This window comes from Sinorhizobium alkalisoli, from assembly GCF_008932245.1.
In the GTDB taxonomy this organism is placed as follows: Bacteria; Pseudomonadota; Alphaproteobacteria; order Rhizobiales; family Rhizobiaceae; genus Sinorhizobium; species Sinorhizobium alkalisoli.
The window spans coordinates 2192256-2210558 of record NZ_CP034909.1 but is presented as its reverse complement, the minus strand read 5'-3'; the positions used below and the strand labels follow the sequence as shown (position 1 = coordinate 2210558).

Here is an 18303-nt window from a genome sequence, read left to right as displayed (position 1 = left end):
CACCTCCTAGACCGGCTTGCGGAAAATGCGGGTCGAGTCGAACAGGCCCTCGAGGGTCTTCATCCGGTCGCGGGTTTCCTCCCAGTTTGAACTCTGCACGGCCTCGATCAGCGCCTCGACGAGGAACAGGAGAAGGACCGAGCTGTCCCAGGCCGAGGGTACCTCGATCCGCGCGCGGAAAACCTTGGACGCGGACTTGGCCACAGGCGAGCCCCACTGGTCGGTGAAGAGCACGATTTCGACGCGCCGTTCGCGGGCAAAGCGGGCGAGCGTCTCCATTTCCTGCTCATAGCGGCGGATATCGAAAAGGATCAGGACATCGCCCTGCTGCATGTCCAGCACATAGTGGGGCCAGGAACTCGGGTTGTGGGCGATCTGCGTGACGCCGGTGCGTATGACCTGAAGATGGGTGAAGAGATAGTCGGCCATCGAGCGGGTGATGCGCCCGCCGACGAGATAGACATGGCGCTTGCGATCGGCGACGAGTGCCGCGGCGTCGTCGAATTCGGCGGGTTCGATCTGCGAAAGCGTCTGGCGCATATTGCCCATGACCGCGTCGGCGAAACGGTTGAGGATATGCGTCCCCGGTGCGCTCGCCGCCCAGCGATCGTGCTTGGCGATCGGATTGGAGATCGTCGCCTCCAGTTCCTGGTGCAGTCTCGCCTGGAAATCGGGAAAACCGCGGAAGCCGAGCTTCTGCACCATGCGGACAACTGTCGGCGAAGAGACCCCCGCGTTCTCGGCGACCGTGGTGATCGAGCCGAGTCCGGACACGGGATAGTTGTCTAGAAGTGTCTCCGCCAAGCGCTTCTCGGCGCGCGTCAGCGCCGTGAAATGTGCGTTGATCACATCCGACACCGTCATGGATGCCGCAGTATCGTTCAATGCCGTGCCCCTCAGCCGGTCTCTGCCAGCTTGAGGTGAATTTAACATCGCCGTCGCGACAGGAGTCAATCGGATTTTTGAAGAGATTGTTTCAGATTCTGGTTGACAGTCGTTTTTCTGTGAAGAATTCTTTTCACGATTATCGTCGGCTGGGCTGTTTGATGGGGGCGCCGGTTGTGACAAGGCTTTTGACTGACGCCGAAGGCAATCCGGTCACCGTCACGAATGCGGAGGCAAAGGGAGAATTCGTCTTCCTGTGCGAGCACGCGTCGCGCCGCCTGCCGCAGCGACTGGGGACGCTCGGGCTCTCCGAGGACGTTCTCAAGAGCCATATCGCCTGGGATCCGGGCGCGCTTGCGGTTGCCGATCTGCTCGCCGCAAAACTTGACGGCGCGCTGATCCATCAGCGGTTCTCCCGTCTTGCCTATGACTGCAACCGGCCGCCGGAATCGGAGGCCGCAATGCCAGTCGCCAGCGAGATCTACGAGGTGCCGGGCAACAGGACGATGTCCGGGGCCGAGCGCCGGGCGCGGGTCGACGAGCTCTACCGGCCCTTTCACGATGCCGTGTCGCGCTTCGTGGTCGAGCGCAAGGCGGGCGGGCGGAGGCCCGTGCTCGTCACTATGCACAGCTTCACCCCGGTCTATTTTGGCAGGCCGCGCGCCGTGCAGCTTGGCATTCTCCATGATGCCGACAGCCGGCTCGCCGACCGTATGCTGGCGATTGCGGCCGCGGATGGCACTTATGACGTCCGCCGCAACGAGCCATACGGTCCTCAGGACGGGGTGACGCACAGTCTGATAGAATACGGCGTCCGTTACGGACTGCCCAATGTGATGATCGAGATCAGGAACGATCTCATCCGCGACGAGATCGGCCAAAGGGGCATGGCCGATTATCTGGAAGGGCTGCTCGCCAAGAGCGCGGCTGCCTTATCCGCACAATAAAAGCCCCTGGGGAGCGGCAGCGCTCGCGGTGATGACCGGTGATCTATTGAACAGGAGAATGACAGCCGATGCCTGGATGGACAGCACGGGGAGGCGCATTTCCTCGAGGGGATAACGCATGCGCCCGGCGGGGTTGCCGCCATGCCTGAATATCTGAAGACCTATGTCCGAGTCGTCGATGGATTCAATCGGCGCGTCGGCAGGGCCACCATGTATCTGATTTTCGCGATGATGGGCATCCTGCTCTATTCATCGATTTCGAAGGCGTGGCTGTTGCCATCGCTCTGGACCCTTGAAATGGCCCAGTTCGTCATGGCTGCCTATTATCTTCTGGGCGGGGCCTATTCGCTGCAGCTCGACAGCCACGTCCGCATGGACCTGCTCTATGGCCGCTGGACGCTGCGCATACGCGCCATAGTCGATGCCGTCACCATCATCTTGCTGCTCGTCTATCTGGCGTTCCTGCTTTACGGCGGCGTTTCCAGTACCGCCTATGCGTTGAAATATGGCGAGACCAGTTATTCGGCCTGGGCGCCCTATATGGCGCCGATCAAGGTCATCATGACGATCGGCATCGTGCTGACCTTCCTCCAGGCGACATCCATCTTCATCAAAGACCTTGCCCACGCCATCGGGAGGCCGCTCGCATGAGCTACGAAATGATCGCCTTCACGATGTTCTCGTCGATGATGATGACGATGCTGACCGGTCAGCGCGTCTTCGCCGCGATCGGTTTCGTCGGCGTGGTCGCCGCCGCATTCCTGTGGGGCGACGGCGGCTTCGAAATGGCCTTTGCCGCCTCGATGAAGCTGATGAAGTGGTATCCTCTTCTGACCCTGCCGCTCTTCATCTTCATGGGCTACATGCTGTCGGAGTCCGGCATCGCCGAGGACCTCTACAAGATGTTCCATGTCTGGATGGGCGGATTGCGCGGGGGGCTGGCGCTCGGAACCATCGGGCTCATGGTCATCATCTCCGCCATGAACGGTCTCAGCGTCGCCGGCATGGCGATCGGAGCGACGATCGCGCTGCCGGAACTGTTGAGGCGCGGCTATGACAAGACCATGGTCTCCGGCGTCATCCAGGCGGGCAGCTCACTCGGCATCCTGGTGCCGCCGAGCGTGGTGCTGGTGCTCTATGGCATGATCGCCCGCCAGCCGGTCGGACAGCTTTGGCTCGCCGGTGTCTTCCCTGGCCTGCTTCTGGCGTTTCTGTTTTCGCTCTATGTCGTCATCCGCTGCAAGATCCAGCCGCATCTCGGGCCGGCGCTGCCGAAGGAGGAACGAGATCTTCCGCTCGCCGAGAAGCTCAAATTGCTCAGAGCCGGCATCCTGCCCTTCATGATCTTCTTCCTGATGATGGGCCTCTTCGTCCTGGGCATCACCAGCCTCGTCGAAAGCTCGGCTGTCGGTGCGATGTCCGCGCTCGTGGCGGCCTGGGTCAAAGGACGGCTGACCTGGCGTGTGTTCGACCGGACGGTGGAGCAGACGCTCGGGATTTCCTGCATGTTCATGTGGATCATCCTGGCGGCGCTGTGCTTCGGCGCCGTCTTCGACGGTCTCGGTGCGGTCAAGGCAATCGAGTACCTGTTCCTGGAGAAATGGGGCCTTGGTCCCTGGGAGGTGCTGATCCTGATGCAGATCTCCTATATCCTCATGGGCACCTTCCTCGACGACACGGCGATGCTGGTCATCGTGGCGCCGCTCTACATACCGCTCGTCGGCAGCCTCGGATTCGATCTCATCTGGTACGGGGTGCTCTACACGATCACCTGCCAGATCGCCTACATGACCCCGCCATTCGGTTACAACCTGTTCCTGATGCGGGCCATGGCGCCACCCGAGATCACCCTGGCGGATATCTACAAATCGGTGTTGCCCTTCGTCCTTGTCATGATGGTGGGGCTGGCGATCGTGACGGCCTTTCCGGAGATCGCACTCTGGTTGCCGCAGCACGTCTATGTGAGGGGCTGACGGGAGGCGGCGCATTGCGCCGCAAGACATTGAGCCCTCTCCGCTGGTGCAGGGCTCCAATAAATAGAAGAAGTGCAACTGAACCAGGAAAGAGGGAAACAGAAAGATGACCAACAGACGCGATTTTCTGAAGAAGGCGGGGCTCGCTGCCGCCGCCGGCACCACGGCGCTGGCGGCGCCGGCCGTGCGCGCGCAGGGCAAGATCACCTGGCGCCTGCAGACCTATGCCGGCCCGGCGCTCGCCGAGCACGTCATCAAGCCGGCGATCGACGCCTTCAACAAGGCGGCCAATGGCGAGATGCAGATCGATCTCTATACCTCCGACCAGCTGGTGCCGACGGGCGAACTCTTCCGCGCCATGCAGGCGGGCACGATCGATGCCGTCCAGAGCGACGACGATTCCATGGCCTCGCCGGTCGACATCAAGGTATTCGGCGGCTATTTCCCCTTTGCCTCGCGCTACAGCCTCGACGTGCCGACGCTCTTCCACCAATACGGCCTCAACGAAATCTGGGCCGAGGCCTATGGCGAGGTCGAGGGTGTCACCTGGTTATCTGCCGGGTCCTGGGACCCCTGCAACTTCGCGACCGTCAAGCCGGTCAAGTCGCTCGAGGATCTGAAGGGCCTGCGCATCTTCACCTTCCCGACGGCCGGCAAATTCCTGACGCGCTTCGGGGTCGTGCCGGTGACGTTGCCTTGGGAAGACGTTCAGGTCGCCATGCAGACCGGCGAACTCGATGGTCTCGCCTGGTCGGGCATCACCGAGGACTACACGGTCGGTTGGGCGGACGTGACCAAGTATTTCCTCACCAACAACATCTCCGGCGCCTGGTGCGGTTCGTTCTTCGCAAACTCCGCCCGCTGGAACGAGGTTCCCGAGCATCTCAAGACGCTGTTCCGTCTCTGCATCGACTCCTCGCACTATTATCGCCAGCACTGGTACTGGGGCGGCGAGGCGCAGTTGCGCGCCGAAGGCACCAAGCTCGAACTGACGACCATTCCGGACGAGGAATGGAAGACCGTGGAACAGGAAGCGCTGAAGTTCTGGGATGAGATCGCGGCCACCAGCCCGCGCGCGGTCAAGGTCGTCGAGATCCTCAAGAAATATCGTGACGTGATGGAGAAGGCAGGTCCGCCCTACCGCTACAGCTGATCACGATCGTCACCAACTTCGCATCCGGGGCGGCACCGCGGTCCCGGATGCCGACGGGCCAACGCAAACCGGATCGACACCGGAACCAGGACTTCTCCATGAGCGCGAACTATACATTCGATGATTTGAAGAAAGACGTGGCCGAGGGCCGCATCGACACGGTGCTCGCCTGCCAGGTCGATATGCAGGGCCGCCTGATGGGCAAGCGCTTTCATGCCCAGTATTTCGTCGAGAGCGCCTGGAAGGAAACGCATAGCTGCAACTATCTGCTCGCAACCGACCTGGAGATGGAGACGGTCCAGGGCTACAGGGCGACGAGCTGGGAAAAGGGCTATGGCGACTATACGATGAAGCCTGACCTTGCGACGCTGCGGCGCATTCCCTGGCTCGAAGGAACGGCGCTCGTCATCTGCGACGTGCTCGACCACGACACCCATACGGAGGTGGCGCATTCGCCGCGCGCCATCCTGAAGAAACAGGTTGCGCGGCTCGAAGGGATGGGCCTCAAGGCCTTCATGGCGAGCGAGCTCGAATTCTTCCTCTTCGACCAATCCTATGACGATGCGCGGCTCTCCGGATACCGCGACCTGCAGCTCGTCAGCGGCTACAACGAGGACTACCACATTTTCCAGACGACCAAGGAAGAGGACGTGATGCGGGCGATCCGCAACGGCCTGCAGGGCGCTGGCATTCCGGTGGAAAACTCCAAGGGGGAGGCGTCCGCCGGCCAGGAAGAGATCAACGTCCGCTATGCGGATGCGCTAACGATGGCCGACCGCCATACAATCATCAAGAACGGTTGCAAGGAGATCGCCTGGCAGCGTGGCAAGGCGATCACCTTCCTTGCCAAGTGGAACTACTCGGCCGCCGGCTCCTCGTCGCATATTCACCAGTCGCTGTGGAGTGCCGACGGCGAGACGCCGATGTTCTACGACAAGGACGGCCGCTACGGCATGTCCGAGCTGATGCGTCACTATGTTGCCGGGTTACTCGCTCATGCGAGCGATATTACCTATTTTCTTGCCCCCTACATCAATTCCTACAAGCGCTTCATGGCCGGCACCTTCGCGCCGACCAAGGCGATCTGGAGCAAGGACAACCGCACGGCCGGTTACCGCCTCTGCGGCGACGGCACCAAGGGGATCCGCATCGAGTGCCGCGTCGGCGGTTCCGACCTCAATCCCTATCTCGCCTTCGCCGCTTTGCTCGCGGCTGGCATCGCGGGGATCGAAAACAAGCTGGAACTGGAGGCGCCCTTCGTCGGCGATGCCTATCACGGCAAGGACGTGCGCGAAATTCCGCACACGTTGAGGGAAGCGGCCGATTTGCTGAGCGGATCGGAGATGCTGAGGGCCGCATTCGGCGATGACGTCGTCGACCATTATACGCGCGCGGCCCGCTGGGAGCAGGAGGAATACGACCGGCGCGTCACCGATTGGGAGGTCGCGCGCGGCTTCGAGCGGGCGTAGGTGCCTGAATTTCCCCTCCCCAACCCCTCTCCACAAGGGGTGAGGGGCTTGCTGACGTCACCTTCGTGACCAACTCAGCGCCGCCGCAAGCGGCACGGCCGAGTTACTGTCAAAAGGCGGTGCCGCAGGTTAAGTCCCTCCCCCTTGTGGAGAGGGGTTGGGGAGGGGTAACTCGCGAAAGATTAGTCGAACAGGAAAGCAGGAAGGCGATCATGACGATGATCAGATGCATTTCGCCGGTCAATGGCGAGGTCTATGCCGAGCGCCCGGCCATGCCGCTGGAGCGTGCCAAGGAGGCGGTGGCGAAAGCGCGGCTCGCACAGAAGGCGTGGGCGAAACGGCCGCTTGACGAACGGGTCAAGCTGGTGCTTGCCGGCGTCGCAAGGCTCAACGACATGGCCGACGAGGTGGTGCCGGAACTTGCCTGGCAGATGGGTCGGCCGGTCCGCTATGGCGGCGAATTCAAGGGTTTCAATGAGCGCTCCAACTATGTCGCTTCCATTGCTAGCGACGCTTTGAAGCCGCTTGTCGTCGAAGAGAGCGAGCGCTTCGAGCGGCGCATCGAACGCGAGCCGCATGGCGTCGTCTTCGTCATCGCGCCCTGGAACTACCCCTATATGACGGCGATCAACACCGTCGCTCCGGCGCTGATGGCCGGCAATACGGTCGTGATCAAGCATGCGAGCCAGACGATCCTCGTCGGCGAGCGCCTGGTGCGCGCATTTGTCGAGGCCGGCGTGCCGGAGGACGTCTTCCAGAACCTGTTCCTGGACCACGAGACGACGGCGGCGCTCATTGCCGCCAAGAGCTTCGACTTCATCAATTTCACCGGTTCGGTCGAAGGCGGGCGCTCGATCGAGCGCGCGGCGGCCGGCACCTTCACCGGCCTCGGGCTCGAACTCGGCGGCAAGGATCCGGGCTATGTGATGGAGGATGCCGATCTCGACGCGGCGGTCGATACGCTGATGGACGGCGCCACCTATAATTCCGGCCAATGCTGCTGCGGCATCGAACGCATCTATGTGCACGAGTCGCTCTATGATGCCTTTGTCGAAAAATCCGTCGCCTGGGTGTCCAATTACAAGCTCGGCAACCCGCTTGCCCCGGAAACGACGCTCGGTCCCATGGCCAACAGGCGCTTCGCGGAGACGGTGCGCGGCCAGATCGCCGATGCGGTGTCGAAGGGGGCAAAGGCGCTGATCGATCCGAAGCTCTTCCCCGAGGACGACGGCGGTGCCTATCTCGCGCCGCAGCTTCTCGTCGATGTCGACCACTCGATGGCGTTCATGCGCGAGGAGACCTTCGGCCCGGCCGTCGGCATCATGAAGGTGAAGACCGATGCGCAGGCGATCGAACTGATGAATGATTGCCGGTATGGCCTGACGGCCTCGCTCTGGACGAAGGACGCCGAACGTGCCGCCCGGATCGGAGGCGAGCTCGAGACCGGCACGGTGTTCATGAACCGGGCCGACTATCTCGACCCGGCGCTCTGCTGGACCGGCGTCAAGGAAACGGGCCGCGGCGGATCGCTCTCCGTCATCGGCTTCCAGAATCTTACCCGTCCCAAATCCTATCACCTGAAGAAAGTGACAGCATGACGATCATTGCCAACTGGAGCTATCCGACGGCCATCAAGTTCGGTGCCGGCCGGATCAAGGAGCTTGCCGACCATTGCAAGGCCGTCGGCATGAGGAAGCCGCTGCTCGTCACCGATCGCGGCCTCGCGCCGATGGCGATCACGCAAGGCGCACTCGATATCCTCGACGCCGGCGGTCTCGGCCGCGCGATCTTCGCGGAGGTCGATCCGAATCCGAACGACGTCAATCTCGAGGCCGGCATCAAGGCCTTCAAGGATGGCGGCCATGACGGCGTCGTCGCCTTCGGCGGCGGCTCCGGCCTCGATCTCGGCAAATGCATCGCCTTCATGGCCGGCCAGACGCGGCCGGTCTGGGATTTCGAAGATGTCGGCGATTGGTGGACGCGCGCGAATGTCGAGGGCATTGCGCCGATCGTCGCGGTGCCGACCACGGCTGGCACCGGCTCGGAAGTCGGCCGTGCAAGCGTCATCACCAATTCGCAGACCCATGTGAAGAAGGTGATCTTCCACCCGAAATTCCTGCCGGCGGTGACGATCTGCGATCCGGAACTGACGGTCGGCATGCCGAAGGTGATCACGGCCGGCACGGGCATGGATGCCTTTGCCCACTGCCTGGAAGCCTATTCCTCACCGTTCTACCACCCGATGTCGGCCGGCATCGCGCTCGAAGGCATGCGGCTCGTCAAGGAGTACCTGCCGCGCGCCTACAAGGATGGCGCCGATATCGAGGCTCGCGCCCATATGATGAGCGCGGCGGCAATGGGGGCGGTCGCCTTCCAGAAGGGGCTGGGCGCCATCCATTCGCTCTCCCATCCGGTCGGCGCCATCTACAACACCCATCACGGCATGACCAATGCCGTCGTGATGCCGCCGGTCTTGCGCTTCAACCGCCCGGCGATCGAGGAAAAGATCGCATGCGCCGCCGCCTATCTCGGCATTGCCGGCGGCTTTGACGGCTTCTACGACTATGTGCTGCAACTGCGCGAGGAACTCGGCGTTCCGGACAGTCTCGCGGCCCTCGGGGTCGGGACCGACCGCATCGACGAAATGGCGGAAATGGCGATCGTCGATCCGACGGCCGGCGGCAATCCGGTGGAACTGACGCTCGAATCGGCAAGGAAGCTCTTTGTCGAGTGTATCTGATCGCGTGTCTTTCAGACGCGCAAAGATCGCTGCAACTCTTTGAATTTGCGCGTCGGGCTTTCCGACAATCGGTACGATCTTCGGGCCGATGCGTTAATTTCTTTAAGGTCCGGGAAAGCGCTGATTTCCCGGGCTTTCTTGCGTGCAAGGGCCTGAAGCGGCAGCGCCGCGGTTAATCTTTGGCAGTCGCAAATTTCCATTTTGTTAACCATGTTCTGAAAGGTTCCGTTAATCGAATCTGCCCCGAGGCGCGGGGGGATGGAGCATCGAAAGAACGAGGTGGAAGATGGCGGTCATTACACTCGCCAATGCGAAGGGTGGCGCCGGCAAAACGACGGCGGCTCTGATCCTGGCAACGGAACTTGCCCGACAGGGAAGCCGCGTGGTTATTCTCGACGCGGATCCGCAGCGCTGGATCACCAACTGGTTCGAGCTTTCCGGCAACATCCCCAATCTCGAAGTGATTTCGCACATCACGCCGGCCTCTCTGCCCTGCCACATCCGCGAACTCAAGGATGAGGTCGATTTCATCGTGATCGATCTTGCCGGCGCGAAGGACGCGATCGTCGCATTGGCGCTCGGGCTTTCCGATCAGGTGCTGATCCCGGTTCAGGGCTGCGCCATGGATGCGCGCGGCGCGGTGCAGATCCTCGAACTCATCCGCCAGATCGAAGAGAAGGCGAGGACGCGCATCAACCACGCGGTGGTACTGACGCGCGTCAGCTCGCTGGTCACCACCCGGGCGCTGCAGACGATCAAGGCCCTGCTCGCCGCCCGCGGCGTTTCCGTCCTCGACACCCCGATCGTCGAGCGTGCCGCCTATCGCGAGATCTTCGAATGCGGCGGAACGCTGCAGACCATGGATGCAGACCGCGTCAGCAATCTTGACAAGGCGCGCGAAAATGCCTTTGCGCTTGCCCGCGAAGTGCAGGAGATCCTCCCCATGCGCGTTCGCCGCTCCCTTGCCTTGCGCCTGCACTGGGCTTTGCCGCGCGCCGCCTGATATCTCATCCAGGAGTGTTCCTCCCGAATTTCGACCGGGTTTGACGAGTTTCAATTCCGGTTGAGATTTTCGCGCAGAAGCGAGCGAATACGACCTGCCGTAAGGCTTCCTTTACCCTGTTACTTTAACCCCATTCTACGGAAAGTGAGCCTGCGCCGTCGCCTCGTCTTTGGGGCGGCCGCCATGAAAGCGGCCGACAGGTGGTTCCCCCGGATGCCGTCGACATCCTCGGTTCCGAACCTTCCATGATCCATTGAGAGACCTTTGTACGCAGGGAAGTTTGCGGATGAATACGGAACAAGCCGGACGCGGCAACAACGATCTTGCCGGCCGCCTCGAGTTCATGGCACTGGATGATGCCGCGAGAGCGAAGCTCAGGGCGTTGAAGCCCGTCTTGCAGACGGCGCTCGGACCTGCGCTCGACCGCTTCTACGCCAAGGTGCGGCAGACGCCGGAAACGAACCGCTTCTTCTCGTCCGACGCCCACATGAAGGCTGCCAAGGGCGCACAGGTCGGTCATTGGGCGAATATCGTTGACGGCGACTTCAATGACGAATACGGCGCCAAGGTGCGTACCATTGGACAGGTCCATGCCAAGATTGGCCTGGATCCGCGCTGGTATATCGGCGGTTACGCGCTGATCGCGGAGCATCTGATCGGCGAGGTCGTGAAGGCGCATTGGCCGAAGGGCGGTGCGTTCTCGCGCCAAAAGATCTCCGCAGAAGAAATGGGGGCGATGATCGCAAGCCTCATCAAGGGCATCTTCCTCGACATGGACCTCTCGATCTCCGTCTATATGAACGCCTCGGACCTGACGAAGCAGCGCGCGGTGCAGGAGGAGGCACTTGCCGGAGAGCGGGAGCTGGTGGGTCGCACGTTTGGCGCGGCGCTGGCCAGGATTTCCGACGGCGATCTGACGGCGCGGGTCGACTCCAATCTGCCCGAGGCCTACAGGGAACTCGGCGAGAATTTCAACCATGCGATCGCGGAACTTGGGCAGGCCATCGGCGGCATCGGCGCCGGTGCCAGCCAGATTCATGTGAACGCCAAGGAAATCGCCGCGGCGGCCGATGACCTTTCCAAGCGAACGGAACGCCAGGCCGCCAATCTCGAGCAAACCGCCGCCGCGATCGAAGAGGTCACCCGTACCGTGCGCCAGACGGCCGAGGGCGCCGACCAGGCCAACTCGACGGTTATGGCAGCGCGTTCGAATGCCGAGCAGAGCGGCGAGGTCGTCAACCACGCCATCGGCGTGATGCAGGAAATCCAAACCTCGTCGACGAGCATCGCCCGGATCGTCGACGTCATCGACGAGATCGCTTTCCAGACCAATCTCCTGGCGCTCAATGCCGGAATCGAGGCGGCGCGTGCGGGCGATGCCGGCAGGGGGTTCGCCGTCGTTGCGTCCGAGGTGCGCGCCCTTGCGCAACGCTGCGCCGATGCGGCCAAGGACATCCAATCCTTGATCGCGAAATCGCGCGAGCAGGTGGAAGACGGCGTTGCCTCGGTCAACAAGGTGGCGCAATCGCTGCAGCAGATTGTGGCGCAGGTTGTGGAGGTAAGTTCGGTTTTCGGCTCGATCAGGGCCAGTACCGCCGAACAGGCGACGGGCCTGCAGGAGGTCAACAGCGCCCTTACTCAAATGGATACGATCACTCAGCAGAACGCGGCGATGGTGGAACAGGCGAACGCCTCGAGCCAGGCGCTGACGACGGAGGTCGAGCAGATCGCCCTACGCCTCAGCGCCTTCCGTACCTCGGGCAGCGCCAAGCCGGGGACGTCCGGGTACCAGGCCGCTGCGTAGGTCGTCGAAGAGGCCGGCCTACGTAAACTCCCCTGACGAGCACAGGGATCCCCGGGGTGGCGGAGATGGCGCCCCTAGAAACGCCGGTCGATGAAGTGCTTGGCCTGGGCGCCGGCGTGGTAGAAGGCGGACTTCAGGTTCCGCCATGGGTCCGGCATGATCGGGGTTTCGGTGAGCGGAATTGCCGAGATGTCGCCGGAGACGTAGCGGGCAAGCGCGCGGCCGAAGACGGTTCCGGGCGCAATGCCACGGCCGTTGTAGCCGCTGATCGAAACGACGCCGGGCGCGAGCTTGTGCATGACCGGCAGGTTGTTGGTGGTCATCCCGATGCGGCCATCCCACCAATATTCGAAGCGGAAATCGCCTACATAGGGGAAGAGTCTGCGCACCGCGCGGGCGGCAAAGGCGCGGTGGGTGCCTTCCGCCATCGCGTCGAGCCGACCGATGGAACCGAAGATCAGCCGATTCTGCTGATCCATGCGGAACGACGTCATCACGAGGCCGGTGTCCCAGGCTCCCTGGCGCTCGGGCAGGATGCGTTCGGCGATGCCGTCGGCAAGCGGATTGGTCGCGAACTGGAAAAAGGGAAGGATCGTCAGTTCCTGCGTCTGCGCCTTCCATGGCGCGCTGTTCACCAGCGCGCCATAGGCATTGGTGGCGACGATGACATATCGGGCCGTAAGCGTGCCGCGACCGGCCTCGAGTTTCCAGAGGTCACCCGTGCGTTCGGCGGCCAGGAGCGGCGTGTCGGTGAAGATCTCGGCGCCGGCGGCGATCGCCGCAGCGGCGAGCCCCCGTGCATAGGCGAGCGGCTGGATCGTGCCGGCTCGCCGGTCAAGCAGGGCGCCGGTGAAACCTTCGGCGCCGGAAAGCGCATGCGCCTTCTCGGCCGGCAGCACCTCGACGGGCGCGCCGCGCTTCCGCCACTGCGCCTCGCGCTCGCGGATCTCTTTCAATCCCTCGGCGCCGGCGGCCATGTGCAGCGTTCCGTTGCGCACTGCTTCGCATGCGATACCGTGTCTGGCGACGAGCTCGTAGACGAGCGACGGGCCGTCGCCGAGTTCATGCAGCAGACGGTTTCCGGCTTCGGTTCCGAGTGTGGCGATGAGGTCGTCGGGTTTCACCCACATGCCGGCATTGACGAGACCGACATTGCGGCCCGAGCCGCCATGGCCGATGGCCCGGGCTTCGATCACCACCGCCTTCACGCCCATCTCGGCGAGATGCAGGGCGGCTGAGAGGCCGGTGAAGCCGCCGCCGATGATCGCCACATCGCACCTCAATTCCCCCGTTAGGGGTGCGGTTGCGGGGGCAGCCGGTGCCGTCGCATGCCAGAGATTGGGAAGGAGGCGCTCCGTCGCCATCGCGGATATTCCTTTGTCAGCCGGGGTTCTTTGCCTGTGATAGAGCGAATGTGGCAAACATTTTCATGACAATGTTTCATGAAGTCATGAAGGCTGACGATACCGGACGAAGCGGCAAAAGCGGGGCGAGAATGCTCCGTGCGGCTCCGCCCAGTCCGGCGGCGTGTTATTGATAAGGACTGAAGACATCCCCTGACATCTGCGCCCCAGGCTCATCCACGAATTCGACGGTGACGCCCGGGCTTACCATCTTGCCGAGTTCGGTCGCATCCCAGTTGGTCAGCCGCACGCAACCATGGCTCTGCGTCTTGCCGATCTTGGACGGATCCGGGGTTCCGTGAATGCCGTAGGTCGGCCTGGAGAGCGCGATCCAGACGGTGCCCACCGGGCCGTTCGGGCCAGGCTGCAGGTTCAGGATCTTATCGTTCGCGCCCTGTTTGAAATTGATCTTCGGGTTGTAGGTGTAGCCCGGATTGAAAGCGATCCGCTCGACGTTCACGGTGCCGGTCGGCGAGGGCGTGTCGGCGGATCCGATCGTCGCCGGATAGGCGGCAATCATCTTCCCGGCCTGATCATAGGCGAAAACCTGCTTGCGCCCCTTGTCGGCAACGATCCGCGCCACCTTGCCGGTCTTATTCGGACCCGGATTGATCACCTTGATCGTCGTGCCCGGAATGGAAAAATCGACACCCGGATTGAGTTCGCGCAGGTAGTTCTCGTCCATATGGAATTTCTCGCCGAGCATCTCGGCGGTGGACGTGAAGGAAAGGTGCGGAAGCTGGGCCTTGTGGGCGTAATCTTCCGGAATCGAGGCGACATAGGGCCCGGCCGCATCGGCCGCGGTGATGGTGTAGGTGGCGATCGGAAGACCGCCGTTGAAGCGCAGCCGTTCGAGAATATCCTCGGTGTTGTTGGGATCGAGCGTTTCGCCGGTTGCCTGCTGCCAGGCCTCGATCGCCTTGGTGACGTTCGACCCCATCCTGCCGTCGATCACGCCGGGTGAAAAACCTTCCCGGTCAAGGAAAACCTGCAGCGCCGCGATCTCCGCCTGGGACTTGCCCTTTACCGGGGCAGCCCGCGGCATAGGCTGCCTCAACGGTTCGTCATATTGCGGATCATAGGCGGCCTGGTCGCCCTCGGTCAGCGAAGGCAGGCTGTTCGGAAGCTCTTCGCGCTCCACCGGTGCCGGCGTCACATCGCGATAATCGGGGACGGTGCCGGTAAACTCGCCGGGCTCGGAGTAGACGTCTCCGCGGTCGCGCCGGTTGGAATAGACGTCGACGCCGTAGCCGCGGCGGCGCACGCCATAGCCGTCATTCGGCACGACGGTCGCAACGATATTGCCCCAGTCGTCGATCAGAACCGTGCGGCCGCTGCGATCGCGCACGGCGTGCACTTCGCCATCCCGGGGCATGTAGTCGAGAATGTCACCCTCGGGCGTAACGAGCATCACATCGCCGCGGTGCCAATAGCCGCGATAGCCTTCCTGTGCATGCGCGGGCGCCAGCTCCACGGCCACAAGACCGGCGGCGGTGAGAAGCAAAAGTCCAATGCGGGTCGCTGACGTCACGATAGAACCTGTTTTCATTCGGGGCTGCCTCGCGGCGGTACATGCCGATTTCGACGTTAATGTGAAATAAATGAATTCATCATGAACATTCCCTTAAATCCGTTAGGCGAGCCTGCCAGCGAGCGCAACGGCCGATCGCCGCCACGCCCCGAGTTTCTTGAATTCATAACGTTTTCCGGTGCCGGATAGTTCATGGGGAAGTGCCGGGCAAACACCTGTCCCGTTAGGCTATTCTACCCTCGTTACAGCTGATTCTGGGGGTAAACGGATGGAAGTGGGGACCGGCGCCAAGAAAGGAGACAGTGCAGGCCCTGGGGGCGAGGTCTGTCTCCTGCTCGACCGATCGTCTGCCCTTGATATCGCCGCCTTCGTCGTTGCCGGCGTCGATCTGTCGCCCGGCGACGCAGTTCCCTCCGACGGAGATCCACGGATCGACCGCGCATTGGCCGGTTTCTTCTTCACGTGCGGCCCCGACCATATCCGTCATCCGGAACCGTTCCCCGGCCGGGGTGACGGCGCGCGTTATCCGCTGCATGGGTCGCTCTGCGGGACACCGGTGACGAGAACGGACATGGCTTCCGCCGGCAACCGGTGCACGGCCGTCATCGAGGTCGAACTTGCCTGCGGCGGCAGGGCGGCGATCGAGCGCTGCTGGCGAGCCGAGCGGGATGGTGGAGGCGTGCTGCTCGAGGATCGAGTCGTCAATATCGGAGCTACGGCCTTTGCGCCGATGATGATGTATCACATGAACATCGCCGGCCGCCTCCTCGGCGCGGAAACGCTGATCGAAAGCACGTCGGTCGAGGGCGGTTCGCTTGCCTGGCGCTTCGGCGCAGAGGAGAGCGCCCATTTCTGCTTGCCCGCCGTCGCTGGCGGCGACGGGTGGGCGGAGGTTTCGCTTGTCGCGCTGCCGGGGCTTGCAGGCCGCAGCCTTCACGTCCGGTTCCGGGCCGAGACGCTGCCGTTTCTGCAGATCTGGCGCTGCCAGCGCGGCAGTGCCGATGTGATCAGCATCGAGCCGGCGTCGCACCGGCTGGCGAAGCGGGCCGAGCTTGCTGCCGGCGGCGAACTCGCCCTTCTGGAGCCGGGCGAGCGCCGCGACTATGCGCTCGCCTTCGCGGTCTCCTGAAAGCAATGTTCCGTTAGTTTCAGCGGGATGCGGGCGGAAAACCGCACACACTTTTCCTCATCCCGCTCCGGCGATTGACGCCGCTTGCCGCCCGGCCTACACCAAGGCAAAGGACTCATGAGGAAACGCCATCATGGACATTCGCCAGATCAACGATGAATATTCGGTCGCGGGCCAGATCACGGTCGCGGACCTCGACGAGATCAAGGCGCTCGGCTTCAAGTCCATCGTCTGCCACCGTCCGGATTTCGAAGTACCCGACCAACCCACCTTCGATGCGATCGCCGCGCGTGCCGAGGAATTGGGATTGGAAATCACCCATATCCCGATCGGCCCGATGGGTGTCACGGCAGACGCCGTCACCCGCATGGTCGATGCACTCGACGAATTTCCGCGCCCGATGCTGGGCTACTGCCGTTCCGGGGCTCGCTCCACCGCCGTCTATCAGCAGACGCTGCATATCCGCGGCTGAAGGCACGTCGTCCGTTAGCCGGCGTGCATGGAGGTTTCGGCATGACAGGACCGAGTCTCTGCTGAAGGCAGGCGCGGTAAAAGGGCGGGTGCCTCAAATGCAAAGATTGGCGCCGAGGTTCGGCGTTGTCTCTTCTCAACCCTTACGGATTTCGCTGAGGGTGCGGGTCGGCGTGATCGCTTCCGGGTCGAGCTTGATCTCGATGATCGCCGGCTTGCCGCTGGCGCGGGCCCGAAGAAAGGCTTCGGCAAATTCCTCCGTCCGCTCCACCGTCTCGCCATGGCCGCCATAGGCGCGGGCAAGCGCGGCAAAGTCCGGATTGGTCAGATCCGTCGCGCTGACGCGGCCGGGATATTCACGCTCCTGGTGCATGCGGATCGTGCCGTAGATGCCGTTGTTGATAACGAGCACGATGATCGGCAGCGCATATTGAATCGCGGTCGCGAATTCCTGGCCGTGCATCAGGAAACAGCCGTCGCCTGCAAAGCAGATGACTTCGCGGTCGGGGTGGAGGTGACGGGCCGCCACCGCCGCCGGCACGCCGTAGCCCATGGAGCCGGAGGTGGGGGCCGCCTGGGTGCCGTAACGGCGGAAGCGATGAAAGCGGTGCAGCCAGGTGGCATAGTTGCCGGCGCCATTGGTGAAGATGGTATCGGGGTCAGTGTTGGCCTCGATCCAGTTCATGATCGGCCCCATCTGGACGTTGCCCGGCCCCGTCACCGGCGGAGTCGACCATCGGAGATAGGCTGCGTGCATGGCCGCCGTGCGAGGGGACCAGGAAGGGTCTGCGGCAGGCCGCACCATTTCGAGCGCGGCGACGAAATCGCGGGGGCTCGCGGCGATTGCGAGATCCGGGCGATAGACGCGTCCGATTTCGGATGGATCGGGATGCACATGGACCAGCGTCTGTTTCGGATAAGGCACATCGATCAGCGTATAGCCGGAGGAGGGCATTTCCGAGAAGCGGCCGCCGACGAGCAGAACGAGATCGGCTTGCCGGATTTCCTCCGCAAGCGCCGGATTGATGCCGATGCCGACGTCGCCCGCATAGACCGGATGCAGGTGGTCGAACAGCATCTGGCGGCGGAAGGAGCACCCGACCGGCAGATGCCAGCGCTCGGCGAAATGCTGGAATTCGGCGACACTGTCAGCCGTCCAGCGGGTGCCGCCGAGAATGGCGATCGGTCGTTTCGCTTCCGTGAGGAGCGCCTCGAGGCGGGCGATCTGACCTGGTCCCGGATGGCTTTCGACCGGCTGGTAGGCGCGTGCGGCGGGGGCTTTGGCGGTCTCGGTGAGCATGTCCTCCGGCAGCGTGAGCACCACCGGGCCGGGGCGGCCAGAGGTGGCGGCGGCAAAGGCGCGGGTGACGAATTCCGGGATGCGCGCGGGGTCGTCGATCTCGCCGACCCATTTCGCGACCTCGGTGAGGGCGCGGCGATATTCGATCTCCTGAAAGGCTTCGCGCTCGCGGGCGTCACGCTGGACCTGGCCGATAAACAGGATCATCGGGATCGAGTCCTGCCGGGCGATGTGGAGGCCGGCAGACGCGTTCGTTGCGCCGGGGCCGCGGGTAACCATGCAGATGCCGGGCTCGCCGGTCAGCCGGCCCCAGGCATCCGCCATCATCGCGGCGCCCCCCTCCTGGCGACAGACGACCACGTCGATATCGGTGTCGCAAAGCGCGTCGAGCACGGCCAGATAGCTTTCCCCCGGTACGCAGGATATGCGCTTCACGCCGTTCGCCACCAGCGCCTCGACGACCAGTTGCCCTCCCGTTTTCATGCGAACGCCTCC

15 protein-coding genes are annotated in these 18303 nt (G+C 63.0%); 11 read left to right on the top strand and 4 right to left on the bottom strand.

Annotated features, from left to right (window positions below; genetic code table 11):
- Positions 1 to 6: 6 nt before the first annotated feature.
- The gene (locus tag EKH55_RS10775) at positions 7 to 885 is read right to left on the bottom strand and encodes a MurR/RpiR family transcriptional regulator (RefSeq protein WP_151611494.1); all 879 of its coding nucleotides are present in this window, start codon (positions 883 to 885) and stop codon (positions 7 to 9) included.
- Positions 886 to 1061: 176 nt separating this feature from the next.
- Between EKH55_RS10775 and EKH55_RS10770 the strand changes: the two genes are divergently transcribed.
- From EKH55_RS10770 to EKH55_RS10730, 9 genes are all read left to right on the top strand, one after another.
- Positions 1062 to 1832 (top strand): N-formylglutamate amidohydrolase, encoded by a 771-nt coding sequence (locus EKH55_RS10770; RefSeq protein ID WP_151611493.1) that lies wholly within the window; start codon positions 1062 to 1064, stop codon positions 1830 to 1832.
- Between the two features lie 141 nt (positions 1833 to 1973).
- On the top strand, positions 1974 to 2483 hold the full coding sequence (locus tag EKH55_RS10765) for a TRAP transporter small permease subunit (protein WP_151611492.1): 510 nt from the start codon (positions 1974 to 1976) through the stop codon (positions 2481 to 2483).
- The gene (locus tag EKH55_RS10760) at positions 2480 to 3805 is read left to right on the top strand and encodes a TRAP transporter large permease (RefSeq protein ID WP_151611491.1); all 1326 of its coding nucleotides are present in this window, start codon (positions 2480 to 2482) and stop codon (positions 3803 to 3805) included. Before EKH55_RS10765 ends, EKH55_RS10760 begins: the two co-directional genes overlap by 4 nt.
- A 106-nt stretch (positions 3806 to 3911) precedes the next feature.
- Complete coding sequence (locus EKH55_RS10755) at positions 3912 to 4958, top strand: TRAP transporter substrate-binding protein (RefSeq protein WP_151611490.1); 1047 nt, start codon at positions 3912 to 3914, stop codon at positions 4956 to 4958.
- 98 nt (positions 4959 to 5056) lie between these two features.
- The gene (locus EKH55_RS10750; RefSeq protein ID WP_069461487.1) at positions 5057 to 6427 is read left to right on the top strand and encodes a glutamine synthetase family protein; all 1371 of its coding nucleotides are present in this window, start codon (positions 5057 to 5059) and stop codon (positions 6425 to 6427) included.
- A 212-nt stretch (positions 6428 to 6639) separates the two neighbouring features.
- A complete protein-coding gene (locus EKH55_RS10745) occupies positions 6640 to 8025 on the top strand; it encodes an aldehyde dehydrogenase family protein (protein ID WP_069461488.1) in 1386 nt (461 codons plus the stop codon).
- Positions 8022 to 9167: an iron-containing alcohol dehydrogenase gene (locus EKH55_RS10740; protein ID WP_069461489.1), complete on the top strand. Its 1146-nt coding sequence runs from the start codon at positions 8022 to 8024 to the stop codon at positions 9165 to 9167. Before EKH55_RS10745 ends, EKH55_RS10740 begins: the two co-directional genes overlap by 4 nt.
- Before the next feature lie 286 nt (positions 9168 to 9453).
- Complete coding sequence (locus EKH55_RS10735; RefSeq protein ID WP_069461490.1) at positions 9454 to 10170, top strand: ParA family protein; 717 nt, start codon at positions 9454 to 9456, stop codon at positions 10168 to 10170.
- A gap of 286 nt (positions 10171 to 10456) precedes the next feature.
- Entirely contained in the window at positions 10457 to 11974 is a 1518-nt protein-coding gene (locus EKH55_RS10730) for a methyl-accepting chemotaxis protein (RefSeq protein WP_069461491.1), read from the top strand.
- A 74-nt stretch (positions 11975 to 12048) separates the two neighbouring features.
- Here the strand turns inward: EKH55_RS10730 and EKH55_RS10725 are convergent, their stop codons facing one another.
- Together EKH55_RS10725 and EKH55_RS10720 are read right to left on the bottom strand one after the other, a co-directional pair.
- On the bottom strand, positions 12049 to 13338 hold the full coding sequence (locus EKH55_RS10725; RefSeq protein WP_151611489.1) for an NAD(P)/FAD-dependent oxidoreductase: 1290 nt from the start codon (positions 13336 to 13338) through the stop codon (positions 12049 to 12051).
- 166 nt (positions 13339 to 13504) lie between these two features.
- Positions 13505 to 14926, bottom strand: coding sequence for a L,D-transpeptidase family protein (locus EKH55_RS10720; protein WP_151611488.1), 1422 nt, complete (start codon positions 14924 to 14926; stop codon positions 13505 to 13507).
- 250 nt (positions 14927 to 15176) lie between these two features.
- Between EKH55_RS10720 and EKH55_RS10715 the strand changes: the two genes are divergently transcribed.
- Positions 15177 to 16037, top strand: a complete 861-nt coding sequence (locus tag EKH55_RS10715) for a DUF4432 family protein (protein WP_069461494.1) — start codon at positions 15177 to 15179, stop codon at positions 16035 to 16037.
- Between the two features lie 133 nt (positions 16038 to 16170).
- The gene (locus EKH55_RS10710) at positions 16171 to 16509 is read left to right on the top strand and encodes a protein tyrosine phosphatase family protein (protein WP_069461495.1); all 339 of its coding nucleotides are present in this window, start codon (positions 16171 to 16173) and stop codon (positions 16507 to 16509) included.
- A gap of 135 nt (positions 16510 to 16644) precedes the next feature.
- Here the strand turns inward: EKH55_RS10710 and EKH55_RS10705 are convergent, their stop codons facing one another.
- Entirely contained in the window at positions 16645 to 18291 is a 1647-nt protein-coding gene (locus EKH55_RS10705) for a thiamine pyrophosphate-binding protein (protein WP_069461496.1), read from the bottom strand.
- Positions 18292 to 18303: the final 12 nt, after the last annotated feature.

What these genes read in the sequence shown, in the direction of transcription:
- EKH55_RS10765 (WP_151611492.1), top strand. Translation starts at nt 1,974, where the DNA reads ATGCCTGAATATCTGAAGACCTATGTCCGAGTCGTCGATGGATTCAAT.
- EKH55_RS10760 (WP_151611491.1), top strand. Translation starts at nt 2,480, where the DNA reads ATGAGCTACGAAATGATCGCCTTCACGATGTTCTCGTCGATGATGATG.
- EKH55_RS10755 (WP_151611490.1), top strand. Translation starts at nt 3,912, where the DNA reads ATGACCAACAGACGCGATTTTCTGAAGAAGGCGGGGCTCGCTGCCGCC.
- EKH55_RS10750 (WP_069461487.1), top strand. Translation starts at nt 5,057, where the DNA reads ATGAGCGCGAACTATACATTCGATGATTTGAAGAAAGACGTGGCCGAG.
- EKH55_RS10745 (WP_069461488.1), top strand. Translation starts at nt 6,640, where the DNA reads ATGACGATGATCAGATGCATTTCGCCGGTCAATGGCGAGGTCTATGCC.
- EKH55_RS10740 (WP_069461489.1), top strand. Translation starts at nt 8,022, where the DNA reads ATGACGATCATTGCCAACTGGAGCTATCCGACGGCCATCAAGTTCGGT.
- EKH55_RS10735 (WP_069461490.1), top strand. Translation starts at nt 9,454, where the DNA reads ATGGCGGTCATTACACTCGCCAATGCGAAGGGTGGCGCCGGCAAAACG.
- EKH55_RS10730 (WP_069461491.1), top strand. Translation starts at nt 10,457, where the DNA reads ATGAATACGGAACAAGCCGGACGCGGCAACAACGATCTTGCCGGCCGC.
- EKH55_RS10725 (WP_151611489.1), bottom strand. Translation starts at nt 13,338, where the DNA reads ATGGCGACGGAGCGCCTCCTTCCCAATCTCTGGCATGCGACGGCACCG.
- EKH55_RS10720 (WP_151611488.1), bottom strand. Translation starts at nt 14,926, where the DNA reads ATGAAAACAGGTTCTATCGTGACGTCAGCGACCCGCATTGGACTTTTG.
- EKH55_RS10715 (WP_069461494.1), top strand. Translation starts at nt 15,177, where the DNA reads ATGGAAGTGGGGACCGGCGCCAAGAAAGGAGACAGTGCAGGCCCTGGG.
- EKH55_RS10710 (WP_069461495.1), top strand. Translation starts at nt 16,171, where the DNA reads ATGGACATTCGCCAGATCAACGATGAATATTCGGTCGCGGGCCAGATC.
- EKH55_RS10705 (WP_069461496.1), bottom strand. Translation starts at nt 18,291, where the DNA reads ATGAAAACGGGAGGGCAACTGGTCGTCGAGGCGCTGGTGGCGAACGGC.